General features: G+C 59.3%; 15 protein-coding genes. 12 read left to right on the top strand and 3 right to left on the bottom strand.

Annotated features, from left to right (window positions below; genetic code table 11):
* Positions 1-68: 68 nt before the first annotated feature.
* Positions 69-2,081, bottom strand: a complete 2,013-nt coding sequence (locus tag GKZ67_RS00265; RefSeq protein WP_254244977.1) for a M1 family metallopeptidase — start codon at positions 2,079-2,081, stop codon at positions 69-71.
* Positions 2,082-2,256: 175 nt separating this feature from the next.
* On the opposite strand from GKZ67_RS00265, the gene GKZ67_RS00260 reads away from it, so the two are divergent.
* Positions 2,257-3,195, top strand: a complete 939-nt coding sequence (locus tag GKZ67_RS00260) for an aldo/keto reductase (RefSeq protein ID WP_173240611.1) — start codon at positions 2,257-2,259, stop codon at positions 3,193-3,195.
* A gap of 161 nt (positions 3,196-3,356) precedes the next feature.
* On the top strand, positions 3,357-4,388 hold the full coding sequence (locus tag GKZ67_RS00255) for an NADP-dependent oxidoreductase (protein WP_173240609.1): 1,032 nt from the start codon (positions 3,357-3,359) through the stop codon (positions 4,386-4,388).
* Between the two features lie 63 nt (positions 4,389-4,451).
* Here GKZ67_RS00255 and GKZ67_RS00250 read toward each other — a convergent pair whose 3' ends face one another.
* Positions 4,452-5,576, bottom strand: a complete 1,125-nt coding sequence (locus GKZ67_RS00250) for a transglutaminase-like domain-containing protein (RefSeq protein WP_173240607.1) — start codon at positions 5,574-5,576, stop codon at positions 4,452-4,454.
* Between the two features lie 256 nt (positions 5,577-5,832).
* Between GKZ67_RS00250 and GKZ67_RS00245 the strand changes: the two genes are divergently transcribed.
* The 8 genes from GKZ67_RS00245 (at position 5,833) to GKZ67_RS00210 (ending at position 15,362) form a co-directional block, all read left to right on the top strand.
* Complete coding sequence (locus GKZ67_RS00245) at positions 5,833-6,465, top strand: (2Fe-2S)-binding protein (protein ID WP_151087256.1); 633 nt, start codon at positions 5,833-5,835, stop codon at positions 6,463-6,465.
* Positions 6,462-7,442 (top strand): FAD binding domain-containing protein, encoded by a 981-nt coding sequence (locus tag GKZ67_RS00240; RefSeq protein WP_173240605.1) that lies wholly within the window; start codon positions 6,462-6,464, stop codon positions 7,440-7,442. Before GKZ67_RS00245 ends, GKZ67_RS00240 begins: the two co-directional genes overlap by 4 nt.
* Positions 7,443-7,540: 98 nt before the next feature.
* A complete protein-coding gene (locus GKZ67_RS24225) occupies positions 7,541-7,831 on the top strand; it encodes a hypothetical protein (protein WP_173240603.1) in 291 nt (96 codons plus the stop codon).
* Between the two features lie 53 nt (positions 7,832-7,884).
* The gene (locus tag GKZ67_RS00230) at positions 7,885-9,777 is read left to right on the top strand and encodes a xanthine dehydrogenase family protein molybdopterin-binding subunit (RefSeq protein ID WP_173240601.1); all 1,893 of its coding nucleotides are present in this window, start codon (positions 7,885-7,887) and stop codon (positions 9,775-9,777) included.
* A gap of 252 nt (positions 9,778-10,029) precedes the next feature.
* Entirely contained in the window at positions 10,030-10,932 is a 903-nt protein-coding gene (locus GKZ67_RS00225) for an NAD-dependent epimerase/dehydratase family protein (RefSeq protein WP_173240599.1), read from the top strand.
* A gap of 230 nt (positions 10,933-11,162) precedes the next feature.
* Positions 11,163-11,660, top strand: a complete 498-nt coding sequence (locus tag GKZ67_RS00220; protein WP_173240597.1) for a hypothetical protein — start codon at positions 11,163-11,165, stop codon at positions 11,658-11,660.
* 52 nt (positions 11,661-11,712) lie between these two features.
* The gene (gene serA / locus GKZ67_RS00215; protein ID WP_173240595.1) at positions 11,713-13,614 is read left to right on the top strand and encodes a phosphoglycerate dehydrogenase; all 1,902 of its coding nucleotides are present in this window, start codon (positions 11,713-11,715) and stop codon (positions 13,612-13,614) included.
* A gap of 104 nt (positions 13,615-13,718) precedes the next feature.
* Complete coding sequence (locus GKZ67_RS00210) at positions 13,719-15,362, top strand: amidase (RefSeq protein ID WP_173240593.1); 1,644 nt, start codon at positions 13,719-13,721, stop codon at positions 15,360-15,362.
* 3 nt (positions 15,363-15,365) lie between these two features.
* Here GKZ67_RS00210 and GKZ67_RS00205 read toward each other — a convergent pair whose 3' ends face one another.
* A complete protein-coding gene (locus GKZ67_RS00205; protein ID WP_173240591.1) occupies positions 15,366-15,713 on the bottom strand; it encodes a hypothetical protein in 348 nt (115 codons plus the stop codon).
* 115 nt (positions 15,714-15,828) lie between these two features.
* On the opposite strand from GKZ67_RS00205, the gene GKZ67_RS00200 reads away from it, so the two are divergent.
* Both GKZ67_RS00200 and GKZ67_RS00195 read left to right on the top strand, forming a co-directional pair.
* Positions 15,829-17,733 (top strand): site-specific DNA-methyltransferase, encoded by a 1,905-nt coding sequence (locus tag GKZ67_RS00200; RefSeq protein WP_173240589.1) that lies wholly within the window; start codon positions 15,829-15,831, stop codon positions 17,731-17,733.
* A gap of 148 nt (positions 17,734-17,881) precedes the next feature.
* Positions 17,882-20,617 carry a DEAD/DEAH box helicase family protein gene (locus GKZ67_RS00195; protein WP_173240587.1) on the top strand — a complete coding sequence of 912 codons (2,736 nt, stop codon included), beginning with the start codon at positions 17,882-17,884 and terminating at the stop codon, positions 20,615-20,617.
* The last annotated feature ends 38 nt before the right edge of the window (positions 20,618-20,655 follow it).

Here is a 20,655-nt window from a genome sequence, read left to right as displayed (position 1 = left end):
CAGGTAGATGCCGGATGAGCAGGAGGCTCTTTATAGCATATTTGCTATACTTTTTTACAAGCTTCGCCTTACTCAGGCAGCTTCATGGCGCGCCAGGTATTGTTGGCCCGGTTCACGTCGGGTAGAATATTCGTCGGATTCAATACTACCAGCGTGAGCGGCGTGGTGGAGTTGTAGCGGAACGTCCAGGTGCCGCCGCGCTGCCATATTTCAACGGGCAGGTGCACGGTGCTCTTTTTGCCGCTGGCTTCAGTGATTTCGGCCGTTACGGGCATGGCGGCCTGGCCCCGGTTTTCGAGGGTAATGAGCGAGCCCTTGGCCGGTTCCTGGTTGACATAGGCCACCGAGGTTACGGCCTGGTCGAGCTGCCAGTTCTCGAAAAACCACTCGTGCCAGAACCACGTCAGGTCTTCGCCGCCGACCTCGTTCATGGTGCGGAAAAAGTCGCGCGGCGTGGGGTGCTTAAATGCCCAGCGCCGGATGTAGCTGCGGAAAGCATAGTCGAACCGCTCGGGGCCCAGAATCTCGTGGCGCAGCAGGTAGAGGCCAAAGCCGGTTTTGCTGTACGCCGCAAAGCCCAGGTTGCGGGCCTGCGTCACGTCGGGCACGGTGTAGGGCACGTCGGCGTTGGGGTCCTGCATGGCCCGGATAATGCCGGGCGTGATGCGGGCCGGCACGTCGCCCTGCTCCTTGTACTCGCCGTTGTTGAAGTTCTGGCTCGACAGGATGTTGATAAAGGTGTTGAAGCCTTCGTCCATCCACGGGTACTTGCGCTCGTTGGAGCCCACAATCATCGGGAACCAGTTGTGGCCAAACTCGTGGTCGATAACGCCCCAGAGGTTGCCTTTGCGGGCCTTCGCGCCGCAGAACACGATGCCCGGATACTCCATGCCGCCCACCACGCCGGCCACGTTGGTAGCCACCGGGTAGGTAAACTCGTACCACTGCTTCGAGTTATATTCTATACTCTTTTTAATATATTCGGTCGAGCGATTCCAGGCCGTGTCCTGCGCGGCCTCCACGGGGTAGAGCGACATAGCCAGCGACTTACGGCCGCTGGGCAGGTTCATCCGGGCCGCATCCCACACGAAGGCCGACGACGCGGCCCAGGCCACGTCGCGGGCGCGCTGGCACTTGAAGTGCCAGGTGAGGCGGCCGTTTTTGCCCGCCGGGCGCGAAGTCGCCTGCGTTACTTCGGCCGGGGTGCGCACGAGCACGGTCTGGTCCGAGCCGGCCGCTTTGGCCAGGCGCTGCTGCTGGCTGGCCGTGAGCACTTCGGCGGGGTTCACCAGCTCGCCCGAGCCGCCCACGAGGTAGTTGGCCGGCACGTTCACGGTGTAGTCGAAGTTGCCGTATTCGAGGTAAAACTCAGCCGACATGTAGGGCAGCGTGTTCCAGCCTTCTATGTCGTCGTACACGGCCATGCGCGGGTACCACTGCGCCACCTCAAAGATTTCGCCGTTCTGGGTTTTGAGGCGGCCCAGGCGGTCGGCCCCGTACTCGGGGATATTGAAGGCGTAGGCAATGCTGATTTTCAGCTTGTCGCCGTGCGGCTTCATGGCCTCGGGCAGAATAATCTGCATGCGCGTATCATACACCCGGTACTGCGCCTTCATTTTTTTGCCGTGCAGCTCAATCATCACGGTTTGCAAGGAGTCGCCACCCTGAAAGCCCCGCGCCGAGTTGCCGAAGCGCCCACCCGCCGGTGGGGTTACGGCCGCCCCACGCGAGTCGGCCCGAAACAGATTCTGGTCGAGCTGCACCCATACAAAGGGCAGCGCGTCGGGGCTGTTGTTGGTGTAAGTAATCGTTACGCTGGACGTTACGCGGGCCGCTTTCTCATCGAGCGAGGCCGCAATCTGGTAGTCGGCCGCGTTTTGCCAGTAGGTGGCGCCGGGCTGGCCGCCGGCCGTGCGCGTGGCCGGGCCCACCTGATTAAGGTAATCAGGCGTAAACAGCGCCCGGGCGTTGTAGGGCGGCAGGCCGGCCGGGGCCATCGGAGTGGTGGGCTGAGCCTGAGCCGCCCCCGCAGCCAGGAGCGCCGCACTAGCCAGCAGCTTGGCAAAGAAAGTTTTTTTCATGGAATACTTAACGGCAAAAAGAAGTATTGCCAAATGTAGCCCTTGCGCTGCAAGCGCCAAGCCGCCACTGTAGCCTGGCGCAGGCTTCAATCAAAAAGCCGGCTGGCGTGTTCTTGCTCGCAGGCAGGCCGCGCGAAGGGCTCGCGCTGCTTTATTCATTGTTTTTACTATATTCATGCAACATCGTGAACTTGGCCGCTCGGGCCTCCACATTGCTCCGCTCGTGCTGGGCGGCAACGTATTCGGCTGGACGGCCGACGAAAAGACTTCCTTTGCCGTGCTCGATGCCTTTGTGGCGGGCGGCGGCAATGCCATCGACACGGCCGATGGCTACTCGGTGTGGGTGCCCGGCCACGTCGGGGGCGAGTCGGAAACCATCATCGGCAAGTGGCTGAAGCAGCGCGGCCGCCGCGACGACGTCGTTATCGCTACCAAAGTGGGCTGGGAAGTAAATGCTGAAAACAAAGGATTGTCAAAATCCTATATTATGCGCGCCGTGGAAGGCTCGCTCCAGCGCCTCCAGACCGACTACATCGACCTCTACCAATCGCACAAAGACGACGAAAGCCTGCCCGTAACCGAGCCGCTCGAAGCCTATGCGCAGCTTATTAAAGAGGGTAAGGTGCGGGCCATCGGCGCGTCCAACTTCAAGCCCGAGCGCCTGCAGGCGGCCCTCGACGCGGCGCAGCAGGGCCTGCCGCGCTACGAAAGCCTGCAGCCGCTGTATAATCTCTACGACCGGGAAGCTTTTGAGCACGCCGACCTGCCAATTGTGCAGGCCAGCGGCATCGGCGTTATTCCGTACTACGGGCTGGCGGCGGGCTTCCTCACTGGCAAATACCGCAGCCCGGCCGACCTGCAAAAAAGCGCCCGCGGCGGTGGCGTAGGCAGCAAGTACCTGAACGATAAGGGCCTGAAAATCCTGCATGGCCTCGATGCCGTAGCCCAGCGCCACGGCGTCACGCAGGCCCAGGTAGCACTGGCCTGGCTGATGCAGGCCCCCGGCATCACGGCGCCCATTGCCAGCAGCACCAGCCCCGCCCAGCTACAGGAGCTGCTAAAAGCGATGAGCGTGCAGCTCACGCCCCAGGACGTGCAGGAGCTGCAAGGGTAGTTTTACCTTTATTTTTCAAAGTGTTGTCTCTTATTCGTCTGTCATTGCGAGCGCAGCGCGGCAATCACACCCGCACGATACCCGAACGACTTGCGCTAGGGTCGTTCGGGTGCGATTGTTTCGCAGGCTCGCAATGACAACCGATTATATCACTCCTTCCCATGCCATATTCCAACACCCAGGTCAAGCTGGCTTCGCGCCCGACCGGCCTGCCCATCCCCGAAAATTTCACCATCGAAACCAGCGCGGTGCCAGCCTTGCAAGCCGGGCAGGTACTGATTAAAAACGAGCTGCTTTCGCTCGACCCGGCCATGCGCGGGTGGATGAACGCGGGTCGCAGCTACATTCCGCCGGTGGGCATTGGCGAAGTGATGCGGGCACTGGGCGCGGGCCAAGTGGTCGAGTCGCAGCACCCGGCCTTCGCCGTGGGCGACTACGTGACGGGCGGCCTTCAGGTGCAGCAGTACGCGCTGCGCGAGGGCGAAACGGCCGCCAACCCGGCCCACCCCGGCTTTCTGCAAAAGGTCGATACCCGCCACGCGCCGCTCGAAACCTACCTTTCGACCCTGGGCATGACGGGCATGACGGCCTACTTCGGCCTGCTCAATACCGGCCAGCCCAAAGCCAGCGAAACCGTGGTGGTGAGCGGCGCGGCCGGTGCCGTAGGCAGCGTGGTAGGCCAGATTGCCAAGCTCAAGGGCTGCCGGGTGGTAGGCCTGGCCGGCGAGCAGGAAAAGTGTGACTACTGCGTGCAAGAGCTGGGCTTCGACGCCTGCATCAACTACAAAACCGAGGACGTGCGCCAGGCCCTGCGCGTTGCCTGCCCCGAGGGCATCGACGTGTATTTCGACAACGTGGGCGGCGAGATTCTGGACCTGGTGCTGGAGCAAATCCGGCTGCGGGCGCGCATTGTCATCTGCGGAGCCATCTCGCAGTACAATAACACGACGCCCGTGAAGGGCCCAGCCAACTACCTCTCGCTGCTCGTCAACCGCGCCCGCATGGAAGGCATCGTGGTATTCGACAACGCCGCCCACTACGGCGAGGCCGCCCGCGAAATGGCCGGCTGGCTGCGCGAAGGCCAGCTGAAAGCCCCCAAAGTGCAGGTCGAGCACGGCGTCGAAAACTTCCTGCCCGCACTGCTCAAGCTGTTCTCGGGCCAGAATTTCGGCAAGCTCGTGCTGGCGCCGTGAGGCAGTAGGTAGGCGCGTGGTTTCGTACTGGTTCGTTCCACGCGCGGACTCGCAGAGTCCACGCTACTTTTCTACGTCTTCGAACGTGTACGTGTGCTCCACGTTTTCCACGGATTTGCCGTCGGCCTCGGCATACGGGTACACGAAGTAGTTGAGTGGCGCGCCGGCCTGCTTGGGCGTCAACGTCAGGTCGCGGCCCCGGGTGAACTCGACGCGGTTTTCATCGTGCGCGCCGAAGAAGTAGGCGCGCCTATCCGGGTTTTTAGCAGCCTCCGAGGCATCGACCGGCACCCAGCCGGTTTGCTTGGTGAAGAACTCGGCCCAGCAGTGGTAGCCCTTTATTTCGCCCTTGCCATGCTCGGCCGGCAGCGGCAGCCCGATGCTGAAGCGCGCCGGAATGCCCAGCGCCCGGCAGTAGCCTATCACAATGGCGTGAAAATCGGTGCAGTTGCCGCGCCGGGCATCGCAGGCATAATATATATCGCCCCGGCCCCAGCCCTGGCCGGTTTTGTCGTAGGTCACGGTGCTCACCACGTGCTCGTAGATAGCGCGGGCCTTTTGCAAATCGGTTTTGGCGCCGGCCTTGTCTACCACTGCCTGAGCCTGGGCTTTGATTTTAAAGTCGAGCGGCACGAGGCGGTCGGGAGCCAACCAGCGGCTCAAGTTGGGGTCGGTGGCTTCGGCTTCAACAGGCGCGGTATCGGAGTTGGCGCGCAGGTTGAGGTGCTCGCGGCGCGTGATGCGGGCCGTAAGCGTAATCACTAATGGCTCAATAGGCGCAGCAGGAAGCTTTGACAATTGCTGGGCCATATGTTTATCATATAGCACACCAGCCTGAAGGACTGAAGCCGCTTGCACTACCAGATGCATGATTTTGTTGCCATACATATCGGTTTCAACAGTATAAGGGGCAGGCACAGCAGCATTCGTATCAGAGGCCTTTATATTCTGAAGCTTAATACGATTTGGAAAGCCAGACACCTCTATTTTGAGGTCGCGCACGTCCTGGTTTTTGTCATTGTGCGGCACGGGCATCCAGAATTCCAGCGTCCTAGTGCCGGCAGCAGGCGCCGGCACGGCAGCCCGGCACACCAGCTGGAAGGTGCGGCTGCGCGGGGCTACGGACGCAGAAGGAGCCGGTGCGGCGGCAGTGAGCAGCGCAATAGCGGCGAGCAGCAGGTTTCTCATCCTAATAAGCTAAAAGACAAGGGGCAAATTTACGGCGTTTCCTATGGTACATCCGTCGGCTTGTAAAACCAGAAAGGCCAGCGGTATTCTGCTTCGGAGCTAACTTTCAGCCTCCGGTACTTTTTGGGGCAAAATGTATGCGCCTATTACTCAACCTGAAACTTACTTGCCGGTTACCAGACCGGAACCGGCCGCAACGCTCACCGCTTAAAGTAGTCCTTACCCGGCTTTTCATACATCGTATTTTTACCAAATTATGACTACGAACCCCGACCTCGACGCGCCGGCAAACCACGACGAGGCCCGGCGCACGTTTCTCAAGCAGTCGTCACTGCTCACGGCCCTGGCCCTGGTGCCCGGCTCAGTAGTGACGGCCGCCGCCGAAGGCTTTGACGAGCGCGTGGCCGCCGCCTTCGAGAAAATTCCGCTGAGCCTGAAAGTCAACGGCGTGAAGCACAAGGTTTCAGTCGAACCGCGCGCCACGCTGCTCGACTTTTTGCGCGAGCAGCTGCACCTGACGGGCACCAAAAAGGGCTGCGACTACGGCCAGTGCGGCGCCTGCACGGTGCACGTCGATGGCCAGCGCGTGAACAGTTGCCTGAGCTTCGCGGTGATGCACGATGGCCAGGAAATCACGACCATCGAGGGCCTGGCCGACGGCGACAGGCTGCACCCCATGCAGGAGGCGTTTGTGAAGCACGACGGCTTTCAGTGCGGCTACTGCACCCCCGGCCAGATTATGAGCGCCGTGGCCTGCGTGCGCGAAGGCCACGCCGGCTCAGAGGGTGAAATTAGAGAATATATGAGCGGCAATATTTGCCGCTGCGGGGCCTACGCCAACATTGTGGCGGCTATTCAGGACGTAAAAGGCGGAGGGCAAAAGGTATGAACCAGTTCCAGTACGTGCGCGCTACCAAGCCGCAGGCCGCTATCGACGTAGTAGCCAAGGACCCCACCGCCAAGTTTATCGCCGGCGGCACCAACCTCGTCGATTTGATGAAGCGCGGCGTGATGACGCCCCAAAAGCTGGTAGACATCAACCGCCTGCCGCTCAATAAAATCGAAGCCCAGCCTACAGGCCTGCGCATCGGGGCGCTGGCCCTGAACTCGGCCGTGGCAGGCGATGCGCAGGTGCGCGCCCGGCAGCCGCTGCTGGCCCTGGCGCTAAATGCCGGCGCCTCGCCGCAGCTGCGCAATATGGCCACTGTGGGCGGCAATATGCTGCAACGCGTGCGGTGCAGCTACTTCTACGACCTGAGTATGCCCTGCAACAAGCGCCAGCCTGGCACCGGCTGCGCAGCGCTGGAAGGCATCAACCGCATGCACGCCCTTTTCGGGGCCAGCGACAAGTGCATCGCCGTGCACCCCTCGGATATGAGCGTGGCGCTGGTGGCCCTCGACGCCACGGTGCTCATCAGCGGGCCGAAGGGCGACCGGCAGCTGGCCTTCAGTGACTTGCACCGCCTGCCCGGCGACACGCCCGAGCGCGACTCCAACCTTGAAGCCGGCGAGCTGATAACGGCCGTGGACATTCCCGACAATCCATTTACCAGGCACGTGCACTACCAAAAGGTGCGCGAGCGCGCCAGCTACGCCTTCGCCCTGGTGAGCGCCGCCGTAGCGCTCGATATAGAGAACAACACGATTAAAGCGGCCCGCCTGGCGCTGGGCGGCGTGGCCCACAAGCCCTGGCGCCTCCCGGCTGCCGAGCAGGCCCTGGTGGGCCAGCCCGCCACCGAAGCCAGCTTCCGGCGCGCCGCCGAGGTGGCGATGCAGGGTGCCAAAGCTTTCAAACACAATGCCTATAAGCTCCGGCTGGCCCCCAACACCCTCGTGCAGGCGCTTAAAACAGCCAGCGCGGCTTAATGCTGTAGCTTGGACTCTGCGAGTCCGCGCGTAGGAACGTTGAACAACCCCCTACGCGCGGACTTGAAGAGTCCACGCTACCCAATCTTACTTCATTTATGAAAACGCAAGAAAAGCACATTGGGAGCTCGATGAGCCGGGTAGATGGCCACCTCAAAGTGACGGGCGGTGCCCGCTACTCGGCCGAGTACGAGCTGCCGGGCATGACCTACGGCGTGCTGGTGGGCAGCACCATTGCCAAGGGCCGCATCACTAGCCTCGACACCAAGGCCGCCGAGCGCGCGCCGGGCGTATTGGCCGTGCTTACGCACCTCAACGCGCCCAAGGTACCGGGCTTTAAGCCTGCCGGCAAAGACCCCTCGCAGCCCCGACCGAGGGCGGGCCGCTGAAGGTATTTTACGACGAGAAGATTCGCTTCAACGACCAGCCGATTGCCTTAGTGGTGGCCGACACCTACGAGCGGGCGCGCCACGCGGCCCGGCTCGTGCAGGCGCAGTATGCCAAGGAAGCACACCAGACCAGCATGAAAGCGGGCGCGGCGCAGGCCTTTTTGCCCACTTCGGCCCAGAAAAACCCAAAGTCGCCGATGGCCGACTACCAGCGCGGGCAGGCCGATGCGTACAAGTCAGCCAGCCTCAAAATCGAGCAGGAATACGTGATTCCGAACGAGATGCACAGCCCGATGGAGATGCAGTCCGTCACGGCGCACTGGGAGGCGCCCGACCGGCTGACGCTGTATGACAAGACGCAGGGCACGCTCGGCACGCGCCGCGATTTTGCCAGGGAGTGGAGCCTGCCCGAGGAGAACGTGCAGGTGATTGCCACCTTCGTGGGCGGCGCCTTCGGCAACGCCCTGCACAGCTGGCCGCACGAGTCGGCCGCCGTGATGGGCGCCAAGGTAGTTGGCCGCCCGCTAAAGCTGATGCTGACCCGCGAGCAGATGTTTACGATGGTGGGCTACCGGCCCTACACCTGGCAGAAAATCGGGATGAGCGCCACGGCCGATGGCAAAATCACGGCCATCAGCCACGACTCCATCGGCCAGACTTCCACCTACGAGGAGTTTACCGAATCGACGCTGGCCCAGACGCGCATGATGTACCAGTCGCCCAACCTGACGACGCGCTACCGCATTGCGGCCCTCGACGTGAGCACGCCCATCTGGATGCGCGGCCCCGGCGAGGCCACCGGCGCGTTTGCCCTGGAGTCGGCGATGGACGAGATGGCGTATCTGCTCAAGCTCGACCCGCTGGAGTTTCGCCTGCGCAACTACACCGACCAGGACCCCGAGAAAAACCGGCCCTGGAGCACCAAGTTTCTGAAGGAATGCTACCAGCTCGGCGCCGACCGCATCGGCTGGCAGAACCGCAAGCTGGAGCCCGGCGCCGTGCGCGAGGGCGACTGGCTACTGGGCTACGGCATGGGCGTGGGCACCTTCGGGGCGCACCGGGGCTCGGCCCACGTGAGCGCCCAATTGCTGCCCAACGGCCACGTAGTGCTACAATGCGCCACCACCGATATCGGTCCCGGCACGGGCACGGCCATGACCCAGATTGCGGCCGATACGTTGGGTATCGACCCTGGCCGCATCACGTTTGAGCTGGGTAATTCGGGCTTTCCGCAGTCGGGCTCGCAGGGCGGCTCCTCCACGGTGAATACTGTAGGCCAGGCCGTGCAGGATGCCTGCCTGGCGCTGAAAGACAAGCTGCGCGAGCTGGCTGGGGCGAGCCAGCCGGCCTTCGCCTCGGCTAAAAAAGAAGACGTGCAGCTGGCCGACGGCTACCTGACGCTGGCCAGCGCGGGGGCTAGTCGCGCGCAGTACGCCGACCTGCTCAAGCAGCCGGGCGCAGCCTTCGTCAACGTGGAGTCGAAGCCCACCGGCACCGATGGCCAGACGTATTCAATGTACTCGTTTTCGGTGCACTTTGCCCAGGTGGCGGTGCACGTGCTCACCGGCGAGGTGCGGGTGCGCAAGCTCGTGTCGTGCGCCGACGCGGGCACCATTATCAACCAGAAAACTGCCGCCAACCAGATGAAGGGCGGTGCCGTGGGCGGCATCGGCATGGCCCTGATGGAAGACGCCGTCATCGACCACCGCTACGGCCGCTACGTTACCAAGGACTTTGCCGACTACCACGTGCCCGTACACGCCGACGCGCCAGCCGTAGAAGTGGCCTTCGTGAACCAGCCCGACTACCACGTGAACGCGCTGGGCACCAAGGGTATCGGCGAAATTGCGACCATCGGCGTGGCCCCGGCCATTGCCAATGCCGTGTTCAACGCCACCGGCAAGCGCGTGCGCGAGCTGCCCATCACGCCCGATAAGCTGGTGTAATCACCCCGCTAACTGGGACACACTAGAAACCCTAGCAGAATGTCATGCTTCGACAGGCTCAGCATGACGTTCAGCTAGATGTTTTGAGCGAAATTTAACCGCGTTCTAAAACCGCCGCTTTTCGAGTCGTATGGCTTTGAAAAGCGGCGGTTTTTATGGCAATTCGCAGCGGCCCGGCCCGGCTGACCGTACTAGACTTTTGACCATCGTCCATTCCAGCGGCGATGACTCTATCCTTCCTTTTCCAATTTTATGAAATCTCCCCAAAAGCCCACCGCCAAAAAGCGCGTGGCCGTGACCGGCGGCACCGGCAAGCTCGGCCGCGTTTGCGTGCAAGACCTGCTGGCCCACAGCTACGATGTATTCGTGGTTGATACCGTAGCGCCCGAGAAAGGTATTCCAGGCATTATCGCCGACTTGGCTGATTTCGGCCAGACGCTCGACGCATTTTCTTCGGTGGGCCATGAAATACACGCCGGCGTGGGCACCAATGCCTTCGATGCCATCGTTCACCTGGCGGCTTTCCCGACGCCGCGCCAGTACCCCGATGCCCATCTGTTTCAAAACAACATTATGGGCACCTACAACGTGTTTGAGGCCGCCCGCCGGCTGGGTATTCACAACGTCATCTGGGCCAGCAGTGAAACCACGCTGGGCGAGCCTTTTGAGGGCGGCGAGCCCTACGCGCCCGTGGACGAGGACTACCCGCTGCGCGCCAAAAGCGCCTACGCTCTGGCCAAGGTGCTGATGGAAGACATGGCCCGCCAGTTCGTCCTCCAAACGCCCGCTATGAAGCTCGTTGGCCTGCGCTTCAGCAACGTGATGGAGCCCGCCGACTACGCCAGGTTTCCGGCCTACGACCACGACCCCGAGGAGCGCAAGTGGAATATGTGGGCCTACATCGACGCCCGCGACGGCTCCCAGGCCATCCGCAAGGCCCTTGAGTGGGAGGCCACCGGCATGCACCCCTTTATCATCGCCAACGCCGATACGGTGATGTCGAAATCCTCGACCGAGCTGATGAAAAACTACTTGCCCAATGTACCAGTGAGGAAAAAGCTGGGCGAGCACGAAACGCTGCTCTCAATTGAGAAGGCGCGGAAAGTGCTGGGCTACGAGCCCGAGTTCAGCTGGCGCGAGGCGAAGTCGCGGTGAATCAGCCGTCGGCGCATTTTACCAGATTGGCTAGCGTGGATTCTATACTGGCGCGAGTTTAGGCGAAGCCGTAACTCGTGCCTTTTTTCATTGTGGAGGTTGCACCTCCACTGCCGCGTCAGCGGCAAAGTATAACCGCGCCGCCAGGGTCGTCCACTTAGCTCGTTCTACGGGAGGCACAGCCTGCCCCGAAAAAAAGGCACGAGTTACGCTGCGCTAAACTCACGCCAGTGAAGAAAATATCTGACACCGAGACGCGACACTCTATTTTTCATGTTCTCACAATGACGACCTCACCCGCCACTGCTATTAAGCTACCTTTTTGGCAAGACCCGCAAAGCTCTCTGACTCTAGTGATAACACCGACTGATTGTGATGTTTTTTTTACCCTTCAGAGTGAGGGTAACGCCGAACCTTCGGATGAACTGGGAAAAATCAGTTTTTTAAATTGCTGGGCGACACATATGGTAAAAACTGAGTTCCTGCCTTACAGCATAGCCGAGCATTCCTTTCACTCCTTTTTGCTTGAAGTAATTGATTCTGCGTGGCTGGCGACAGCCACCCAACAACGGTCTTACACCTATCCTGCTTGGAAGAACTGGGATGGCAAAGTGTATCACCATTATATCGTGCAAGGCCATGACAGCTATGTAGAGGTGCTAGCTGTTAGCTTCACCACCAGCATTGCTTCCCCCGAAGAAGGCCAGCGCTACGCTTTTTCAAAATGATAATGCACATTTTATAGGTTATAGCAGCGATGGCACCACCATCTTTGCGCTCATGCTCGACGCTGCCCCGCTCCTCCCCTACCTCGTTTTCGACTTCGATTCCACGTTTACGCAGGTCGAAGGCCTCGATGAGCTGGCTGCTATTGCCCTGGCCGGCCAGCCCGACCGCGCCGCGCGCGTTGCTCAAATTAAGGCCCTCACCGACCGCGGAATGGCCGGCGAAATCGGCTTTCAGGAGTCGCTAAGTCAGCGGCTGGCGCTGCTGGGGGCGCACCGGCGGCACCTGGCGCCGCTGGTGGCGCACCTGCAAACCAAGGTGAGCGAAAGCATCCGGCGCAACGGCGAGTTTTTTCGGACGCACGCCGACCGCATCTACGTGGTGAGCAGCGGCTTCCGGGAGTTTATCGAGCCGGTGGTGGCCGAGTTTGGCATCGACCCCAGCCACGTGCTGGCCAATACCTTCACCTTCGATGCCGAGGACAACATTACCGGCTGCGACCCGGCCAACGTGCTGAGCCGCGACGGCGGTAAGATTCGCCAGCTCGTGCTGCTCGACCTCGACGGACCGGTGTACGTGCTCGGCGATGGCTACACCGACTACCAGATTCGCGAAGCGGGCCTGGCCCACCGCTTCTACGCCTACACCGAAAACGTGAGCCGCCCCAGCGTGGTGGCCCACGCCGACGAGGTGCTGCCCACGTTTGACGAGTTTCTCTACCAGCTGAAATTACCCATGACCCTGAGCTATCCCAAGAACCGAATAAAGGTTCTTTTACTCGAAAACCCCGATGCCCGCGCCGCCGAGCTGTTTCGCCACGAAGGCTATCAGGTAGAGCAGGTAAAGGGCGCCCTCGACGAGGACGAGCTGATTGCCCGCATCGAGGGTGTGAGCATCCTGGGCATCCGGTCCAAAACGCAGGTTACCGACCGGGTGCTGGCCGCGGCCAACCGCCTCATTGCCGTTGGAGCATTCTGCATCGGCACCAACCAGATTGACTTGCCCGAGGCCATGAAAAAGGGCGTCGCGGTATTCAACGCGCCCTTCTCCAACACCCGCTCGGTGGTCGAGCTGACCCTGGCTGAGCTGATTGTGCTGGCCCGCCGCATTCCAGAAAAAAACCCCAAGATGCACCGGGGCGAGTGGGATAAGTCGGCCAGCGGCTCGTTCGAGATTCGGGGCAAAACCCTGGGCATCATTGGCTACGGCAATATCGGGGCGCAGCTCTCGGTGGTGGCCGAGGCTGTGGGCCTGAAGGTGATTTACTACGACATGGCCGAGAAGCTTCAGCTGGGCAACGCCGTGAAGGCCCGGAGCCTGGAAGAGCTGCTACGCCAGGCCGACGTGGTGACGCTGCACATCGACGGCCGGCCCGAAAACCAGGATTTTTTCGGCGAGAAGCAGTTTGCACTCATGAAACCCGGCGCGCTCTTCATCAACAACGCACGTGGCCACGTCGTGGACGTGCCGGCTCTGGCCGCAGCCCTGCGTAGCGGCCACCTCGGCGGCGCCGCCATCGACGTGTTCCCGCACGAGCCCAAAACCAACAGCGAAGCGTTTGAGAGCGAGCTGCGCGGGCTGCCCAACGTGCTGCTCACGCCTCACATCGGCGGCAGCACGGCCGAGGCCCAGCGCAACATCGCCGAGTTTGTGCCCGAGCGCATCATGGAGTACGTGAACACCGGCAACACCCAGCAGAGCGTCAATTTCCCCAATATTCAGCTGCCCACCCAGCCCGGCCACCGGCTCATCCACATTCACGCCAACGTGCCGGGCGTGCTGGCCAGTATCAACAACGTGCTGGCCGCGCACCACGTCAATATCCTGGGTCAGTACCTAAAAACCAACGAATTGATTGGCTACGTGATTACCGATATCAACCGCGAGTACGACCAGGACGTGATTCAGGCGCTGCGCGCGGTGGAGCACACCATCAAGTTCCGGGTGTTGTATTAATGAAGTTGTTTTGTAGTTCTACTGGCGGCCAAGCTCTCGTAAGCTTAACATGACGTTGTCTAATAATAGGGTGCGCTATCTTGTCGGCTTAACCTCTTAGCCTCATGAATCGCCGCCTTTTTCTACTCAACGGCTCGCTGGCCGGCGCCGCTCTCACCACGCTTTCGCTGGCGCAATGCACTTCGAATAGCGCGCCCACCGGCCAGCCCACTACCGATGCAACCGCCGCTGGCCCGGCAGCCGCCCCCGATGCGTTTCCGCTGCTCGAAGCCACGGTGGCTGATTTGCAGCAGCATATGCAGGCCGGCCGGCACACCTCGCGGGCCCTGTGCGAGCTGTATTTACAGCGCGTCGAAGCGGTAAACGCGAAAGGCCCCACGTTGCGCGCCGTTATCGAAACCAACCCCGATGCCCTCAAGCTGGCCGATGCGCTCGACGCGGAGCGCAAGGCCGGCAAGGTGCGCGGCCCCCTGCACGGCATCCCGGTATTGATAAAAGACAATATCGATACCGGCGACCAGATGCAGACCACTGCCGGCTCATTGGCCCTGGCCGGGCACCGCGCCAAGCAGGACGCCTTTATCGTCAAACAGCTGCGGGCGGCCGGGGCCGTGGTACTCGGCAAAACCAATCTGAGCGAGTGGGCCAACTTCCGCTCGACGCGCGCCACCAGCGGCTGGAGCAGTCGCGGCGGACAAACTAAAAATCCCTATATTCTGGACCGCACCCCCAGCGGCTCCAGCGCCGGCTCGGGCTCGGCGGCGGCGGCCAGCCTCTGCGCAGTGGCCATCGGCACCGAAACCGACGGCTCAGTAGTGTCTCCTTCCTCGGTCAATGGCCTGGTAGGCCTCAAGCCCACGGTGGGCCTGCTCAGCCGCATGGGCATCATTCCGATTTCCGCCACCCAGGATACGGCCGGCCCGATGGCCCGCACCGTGCGCGACGCGGCCCTGCTGCTGGCGGCGCTCACCGGCGAAGACCCGGCCGATGCCGTCACTCGCGGCAGCGCCGCCCACGCCGCGCCCGACTACACCAAGTTTCTGGATACCAACGCCCTGAAGGGCAAGCGCCTGGGGGTCGAGAAAAGTCACCTTACCGGCACTTCCGATGCCGTGGCGTTGCTGCAAAAAGCCCTGGCAGTGCTGAAAGCTCAGGGAGCTACCATTGTGGAAATAAACGTAGCCAAGCCGGTCGCGGCCCTGGGCGACGCCGAGTTTCAGGTGCTGCTCTACGAGTTTAAAGACGGCGTAAACAAGTACTTGGCGGGCACCAATGCGGGCGTAAAAACCCTGGCCGACGTCATTGCCTTCGACAAGGCCAACGCCGCCAAGGCAATGCCCTTTTTCCAGCAGGAAACCCTGGAGGCAGCCGAAAAAACCGAGGGCCTCGGCAGCGCCAAGTACCAGGCGGCGCTGGCCCGCTCGCAGGGCGGCACCCGCAAAATCTTGGACAAAATTCTGCACGACAATCAACTGGCTGCCATCATCGGCATCACGACCGGCCCGGCCGGCTGCATCGATTTGGTGAATGGCGACTACTCGTCGGGCCTCGACTTTTCGTCGCCGGCCGCCATGGCGGGCTATCCACACCTCACTGTGCCGATGGGCCAGGCCCAGCACCTGCCGGTGGGACTGTCGCTCGTAGGGCCAGCCTGGTCCGAAGGCCTGTTACTGGGCCTGGGCTACGCCTACGAGCAGGCAACCAAGCTGCGGAAAGCGCCCGAGATGCGGGGGCCGCTGGTGGGGTAGTGGCTAAGCTTCTTCGCGGCTGGCGAGCAGGTTATTATAGCGCTGCACCATATCGGCATACAGGCTATATACGTGCAGGAGCTTGTTTTTGCAATCGTCCAGACTGTCGAGTTGATAAGGAATTATAGGTTCCAGAGCAGTTGCGGGTACTAGCTCTTTGAACTCTTCGGCGAAGTTGTGGTAGATAATATCGCCGACGCGCTTAATGAAGTCGAAGTCCAGGTTAGGGTCTTCAAATCGACGGTAGAGCGTGGGGCGGCTAATCCCAAGCTTGCGGTACAGGCTCGAAAATTTTACGCCGCTTTTGAGCACGGCTTCCCGGATGACCTCCCCGCGATGCTGCTTCGCCATATGTGGACTAAACTGAGTGAGACAAAAGTGGCACGGGTTACCGACCGCTTTTGTCTCATTTTTTTGCGCTTTTCGTCTCGCATATCCTATCTTTCGAGCCTTTTATGAATCATTTTTGTATCACAAGGTTCAATCCATGGATGGCCGCAGCCTCAACCTTACCGCCGAAAACATTGCCCGGCTCCACCAGCTTTTCCCAGATGTAGTCAGCGAAGGGCGCGTAGATTTTGACCGCTTGCGAGCCGCCCTCGGGGCCGCCGATGCGCTGGCCCCTGCTGGTCCAGACCACTATGAGTTGCGCTGGGCTGGCAAGGCTGACGCTCGACGCGAAGTGCAACGTTCTACCACTGCTACGCTCCTGCCTAACCCCTCACAGTCGATAGATTGGGACACTACTGGCAATGTTTTTATCGAGGGCGAAAATCTCGAAGTGCTACGGGTACTCCAGCGAGGCTACTTTGGCAAGGTAAAAATGATATATATCGACCCGCCCTACAACACCGGGTCTGATTCCTTCGTGTACCCGGACGACTATGGTGAACGGCGCGAAGACTACGAGAAAGCCATTGGGCAGCGCGACGAAAATGGCTTTCTTAACAAGCAGGACCTCTGGAAAAAGAACACTCGGGAAAGTGGGCAGTACCATTCGGCCTGGCTAAGCATGATGTGGCCTCGCCTGTATCTGAGCCGCAATCTGCTACGCGAAGACGGCGTGATTTTCGTGTCGATTGACGACAACGAAATGCATAACCTGCGCTTATTGATGAATGAGATTTTTGGAGAGGAAAATTTTGTAGGAACAATAATTTGGAAAAAGAAAACTAATGGTAATAACGTAGGCGACATTCCTCCGGTACATGATTACATCCTCTGTTATGCCAAGCGAAAGTTTGACAAACAAGATATCTTACTCGGGTTTCCCATGACGGAAGAATACTTGCGGAAAACTTATAAAAATCCTGATAAAGACAAGCGGGGCGCTTGGACAACTTCCGATTTATCTGCCAATCACGAAGGTCCTTATTTTCCAATCTTCAATGAGAAAACGGGGATAACGTATTATCCTCCCGAAGGACGTTATTGGGTATTTAACGAAACTGAGGTAAAGACCCGAATTAAGGATGGAAGAATAATTTTTGGTACTAAAGGACTGACTGCACCAGTGCAAAAATCCTTTTTACGGGACCGCAAAAGCACTCGTCTTAAAGCCGATTCTTGGTGGAGTGAACATGGTTTAAATGAAGATGGTACTGCTGAACTAGCAGCCATGCTGGGACCTAAAGTATTCGTTCACTCTAAGCCTTCCATTCTAATTAAACATTTATTGAATATTACTACAGTTAGTGGCGATATTATACTTGACTTTTTTGCGGGCAGTGGCACCACAGGGCAAGCCGTTTATCAATTAAATGAGGAAAGCAAAGGAAACAGGCGGTTTATATTAGTTCAAATGGCTGAAAGAATAGAAGGCAGCCGAATAAAATTCAATAACATTGCCCAAATTACGCAACAACGCTTAGCGAAAGCTGGCGAGCTTTTACGTCAGAAGCAGGCAAACACATTACCTTTAGATTCAAGCAGCTACATTCAGGATTTAGGCTTTAGGGCTTACCGGCTCGACTATTCTAATTTCCGGGCCTGGCGACCCAACGTAACGGGCCCTTCGGAAATACTTTCCCAACTGGAGCTGTTTCAGGAGCCCCTGCGCCAAGCAGTGAGCGACGAAGCCATGCTCACGGAACTGCTCCTCAAGATGGGAGGCAGCGCCGATATTCTCCCCTTATCGGTAGCCGTAACCCGGCGCAGCCTGGGAGGACTGGAAGTGCACGACGTAGCCAATGGCCTGGTGTGGCTGGCCCTGGCAGGTATCAACCCCGCAGTGATAGCAGCCGCCGTGGCCGAACGGCCACAGCGGCTAGTGATACCAGGACGCCTTTTCGGCGGCGACAACCCCGACGAGCAGGTCAGCAATGCCCGTTTGCAGTTGGCCGACGCCGGCGTGACGCTGCAACTGATTTAGAGAGCTGACCGGGCTATAAAATACTAATTTATAATCATTATAATAATATATTTATACTCGTTAACAGCTCGGCTTGAGGCAACTGCTCCGCGGCGCTCGTCACGGCAGGCTTTTATATAAAAATCTGGCAAACAGCACTATATTAATTATGAAACTGCAATTTGACGCCAGCCAGGAATACCAGCAGGATGCCATTCAGGCTGTAGTAGCCGCTTTTGAAGGCCAGCCGCTGAGTAAGGCGCCGTTGGAAGTATCGGTGAGCACCGAGCTGGGCGACGGCTCGCTCGCCTTTACGGAAACCGGAATTGCCAATCGGCTGGTTCTGGCCGCCGGCCAGCTGCTCGAAAATATTCGGTGCGGCCAGGCTACCCAGAAACTGCCGCTGTCGGATGCGCTAGTGCCATGCGCATTTCGCAACGCAGCCGGCCAGCTGGACGCCGACAGCCTCCCACTCAACCTAACAGTGGAGATGGAAACCGGCACTGGCAAGACGTACGTGTACCTGCGTACCATCTATGAGCTGAACCGTACCTACGGCTTCCGCAAATTTGTCATTGTAGTGCCGAGCGTAGCCATTCGGGAAGGCGTGTGGAAGTCACTACAAATCACCCACGACCACTTGCAGGCGCTTTTCGGCTACCCGCCGGTTAGCTACGAAGTGTATGATAGTGGCCGGCTGGCTGCCCTTCGCAACTTTGCGGTGAGCGACGCGCTGCAAATTCTGGTCATCAATATCGACTCGTTTACCAAGGATACCAATATTATCAACAAGCCCCGCGAAACCGGAGTCAGGCCTATTGAATACCTGCAAGCCACGCGGCCAATTGTGGTAGTAGACGAGCCGCAAAATCTGGATTCTGACCTTCGTAAGGCTGCCCTGGCTTCGTTACGACCGCTGGCCACACTGCGCTACTCGGCTACGCACAAGGAGTTTTACAACCTTGTATATTCCCTCAACCCCGTGCAGGCTTATGACCTGGGGCTCGTAAAGCAGATTGAAGTAGACGGCATTACAGCCGATGGCAATTACAACGCGGCGTTCGTTCGGCTCAAACACGTAGAAAAGGCTAAAAACACGCTTACAGCCAAGCTCAGCATTTACAGCAACGAGAAGGGTGGCGTGCGTCTAAAAGACGTAACCGTTCGCCTGGGCAACGACCTCTATGCGCTAAGCAACAACCGCGAAACCTATCGCGAGGGCTTCATTGTAAACGAGATAGACCCTACTGAGCAGAGCGTAACCTTCTCTGGCAACCTACGCGTGGTGGCGGGCCAGGATGTCGGCGGGCTCACCGAAGCCGTGTTGCGCTATCAGTTGGAGCGCACTGTGAAATGGCATTTTGAGAAAGTGAGGAGGCTCAAACCCAAAGGTATTAAGGTATTGTCGCTGGTGTTCGTAGACCGGGTAGCCAACTACCGGCTCTACGACGTGGCCACCAAAACGAAGCTTCCGGGCAAATTTGCGCAGTGGTTTGAGGAGATTTTTACTACCTACGCAGCTAAAAAGGAGAATGCCGGACTAATTCCCTTCACGGCGAAGGAAGTGCACGATGGGTACTTCTCGCAGGATAAATCTAGTCCGGCCGGCAAGGATACTCGTGGCGACTCGACCCTCGACCGCGATACCTATGCCTTGATAATGCGCGATAAGGAGCGGCTGCTGAGTCAGGACGAGCCCCTGCAATTTATTTTTTCGCACTCGGCACTCCGCGAAGGATGGGACAACCCCAACGTATTCCAAATCTGTACTTTGAACGAAACGCAAAGCGACGTAAAGAAGCGCCAGGAAATCGGGCGCGGCCTGCGCTTGCCCGTGGATGCCACCGGCCAGCGCGTGCAGGATAAGTCGCTAAATATGCTAACTGTAGTGGCCAATGAAAGTTATGAGGACTTTTCAGCAGCCTTGCAGCGCGAAATTCAGGAAGAAACCGGCGTCGAGTTTACGGGCCGCACCCGCAACGCGGCCAAGCGCCGGACATTGCGCCTAAGCAAAGAACTGACATCCAACAACTATCCGGAGTTTTTCGCCATCTGGGAGCGCATTAAGCACCGCACCCGCTACCGCGTCGAGTACCAAACCGAAGCGCTGATAGCCGGAGCCGTAGCCGAACTGCTGGACCACCATAAAACCCCACCTACTCACCCGCCCCAGCTCCAGGCCCGCAAAGCCCGCTTGAGCTACACCGACGAAGGTATTACGGGCCAGCTGGCCGCCGAAACTCAGCTGACCCTGAACACGGTTACTTATCCTGTGCCCGACGTGTACGGGTATCTGCAAAGCCGAGTAGACGTAACCCGGCCCACTATCTTCCAGATTCTCAAGCGCTCGGGCCGCTATGGGGAGCTGCTGATAAACCCGCAGATGTTTCTTGACAATGTAGTTGGGGCTATCCGTCGCACTCTGAACCGCCTGCAGGTAGCGGGCATCCGGTACGAGCGGCTGGCCGGGGAGGAATATGCTATGCAGCTCTTCAAGGACGAGGAAGTAGAGCAATACCTGACTAACCTCTACGAAGTTGAAAACCCCGCCCGTACACTCTACAATTACGTTCCGGTGGACAGCAGCACCGAAAAAAGCTTCGCCGAGAGCTGCGACAAAGCCGAGCAAGTAGCTTTTTACTTTAAGCTGCCGCGAGGCTTTCTTATCCCGACTCCTCTTGGCAAGTACCGGCCCGATTGGGCTATTGTGCTCAAAGGTGACAAACGCGTGTACTTTGTGGTCGAAACGAAGGGCAGTGCCGGGCAAGCTACGCCCATTGACCAGCAGGCATTACGCGGCCGAGAAGAAATGAAAATTGATTGCGGGACCGAGCACTTTGCCCTGTTCGCCCCGCAGGGAGTTGCCTATGAGATAGCAGCAAATCTGCGCGACGTATACGAATAAGCTATAGCCACGCCCGTACTTCGCGCTGCATGGCGCCT

This window comes from Hymenobacter sp. BRD67, from assembly GCF_013256425.1.
Taxonomy (GTDB): domain Bacteria; phylum Bacteroidota; class Bacteroidia; order Cytophagales; family Hymenobacteraceae; genus Hymenobacter.
This window is presented reverse-complemented; position numbering and strand designations above follow the sequence as displayed.

What these genes read in the sequence shown, in the direction of transcription:
- GKZ67_RS24225 (WP_173240603.1), top strand. Translation starts at nt 7,541, where the DNA reads ATGAAAACGCAAGAAAAGCACATTGGGAGCTCGATGAGCCGGGTAGAT.
- GKZ67_RS00195 (WP_173240587.1), top strand. Translation starts at nt 17,882, where the DNA reads ATGAAACTGCAATTTGACGCCAGCCAGGAATACCAGCAGGATGCCATT.
- GKZ67_RS00225 (WP_173240599.1), top strand. Translation starts at nt 10,030, where the DNA reads ATGAAATCTCCCCAAAAGCCCACCGCCAAAAAGCGCGTGGCCGTGACC.
- GKZ67_RS00265 (WP_254244977.1), bottom strand. Translation starts at nt 2,081, where the DNA reads ATGAAAAAAACTTTCTTTGCCAAGCTGCTGGCTAGTGCGGCGCTCCTG.
- GKZ67_RS00205 (WP_173240591.1), bottom strand. Translation starts at nt 15,713, where the DNA reads ATGGCGAAGCAGCATCGCGGGGAGGTCATCCGGGAAGCCGTGCTCAAA.
- GKZ67_RS00260 (WP_173240611.1), top strand. Translation starts at nt 2,257, where the DNA reads ATGCAACATCGTGAACTTGGCCGCTCGGGCCTCCACATTGCTCCGCTC.
- GKZ67_RS00245 (WP_151087256.1), top strand. Translation starts at nt 5,833, where the DNA reads ATGACTACGAACCCCGACCTCGACGCGCCGGCAAACCACGACGAGGCC.
- GKZ67_RS00255 (WP_173240609.1), top strand. Translation starts at nt 3,357, where the DNA reads ATGCCATATTCCAACACCCAGGTCAAGCTGGCTTCGCGCCCGACCGGC.
- GKZ67_RS00210 (WP_173240593.1), top strand. Translation starts at nt 13,719, where the DNA reads ATGAATCGCCGCCTTTTTCTACTCAACGGCTCGCTGGCCGGCGCCGCT.
- GKZ67_RS00240 (WP_173240605.1), top strand. Translation starts at nt 6,462, where the DNA reads ATGAACCAGTTCCAGTACGTGCGCGCTACCAAGCCGCAGGCCGCTATC.
- GKZ67_RS00250 (WP_173240607.1), bottom strand. Translation starts at nt 5,576, where the DNA reads ATGAGAAACCTGCTGCTCGCCGCTATTGCGCTGCTCACTGCCGCCGCA.
- serA (WP_173240595.1), top strand. Translation starts at nt 11,713, where the DNA reads ATGCTCGACGCTGCCCCGCTCCTCCCCTACCTCGTTTTCGACTTCGAT.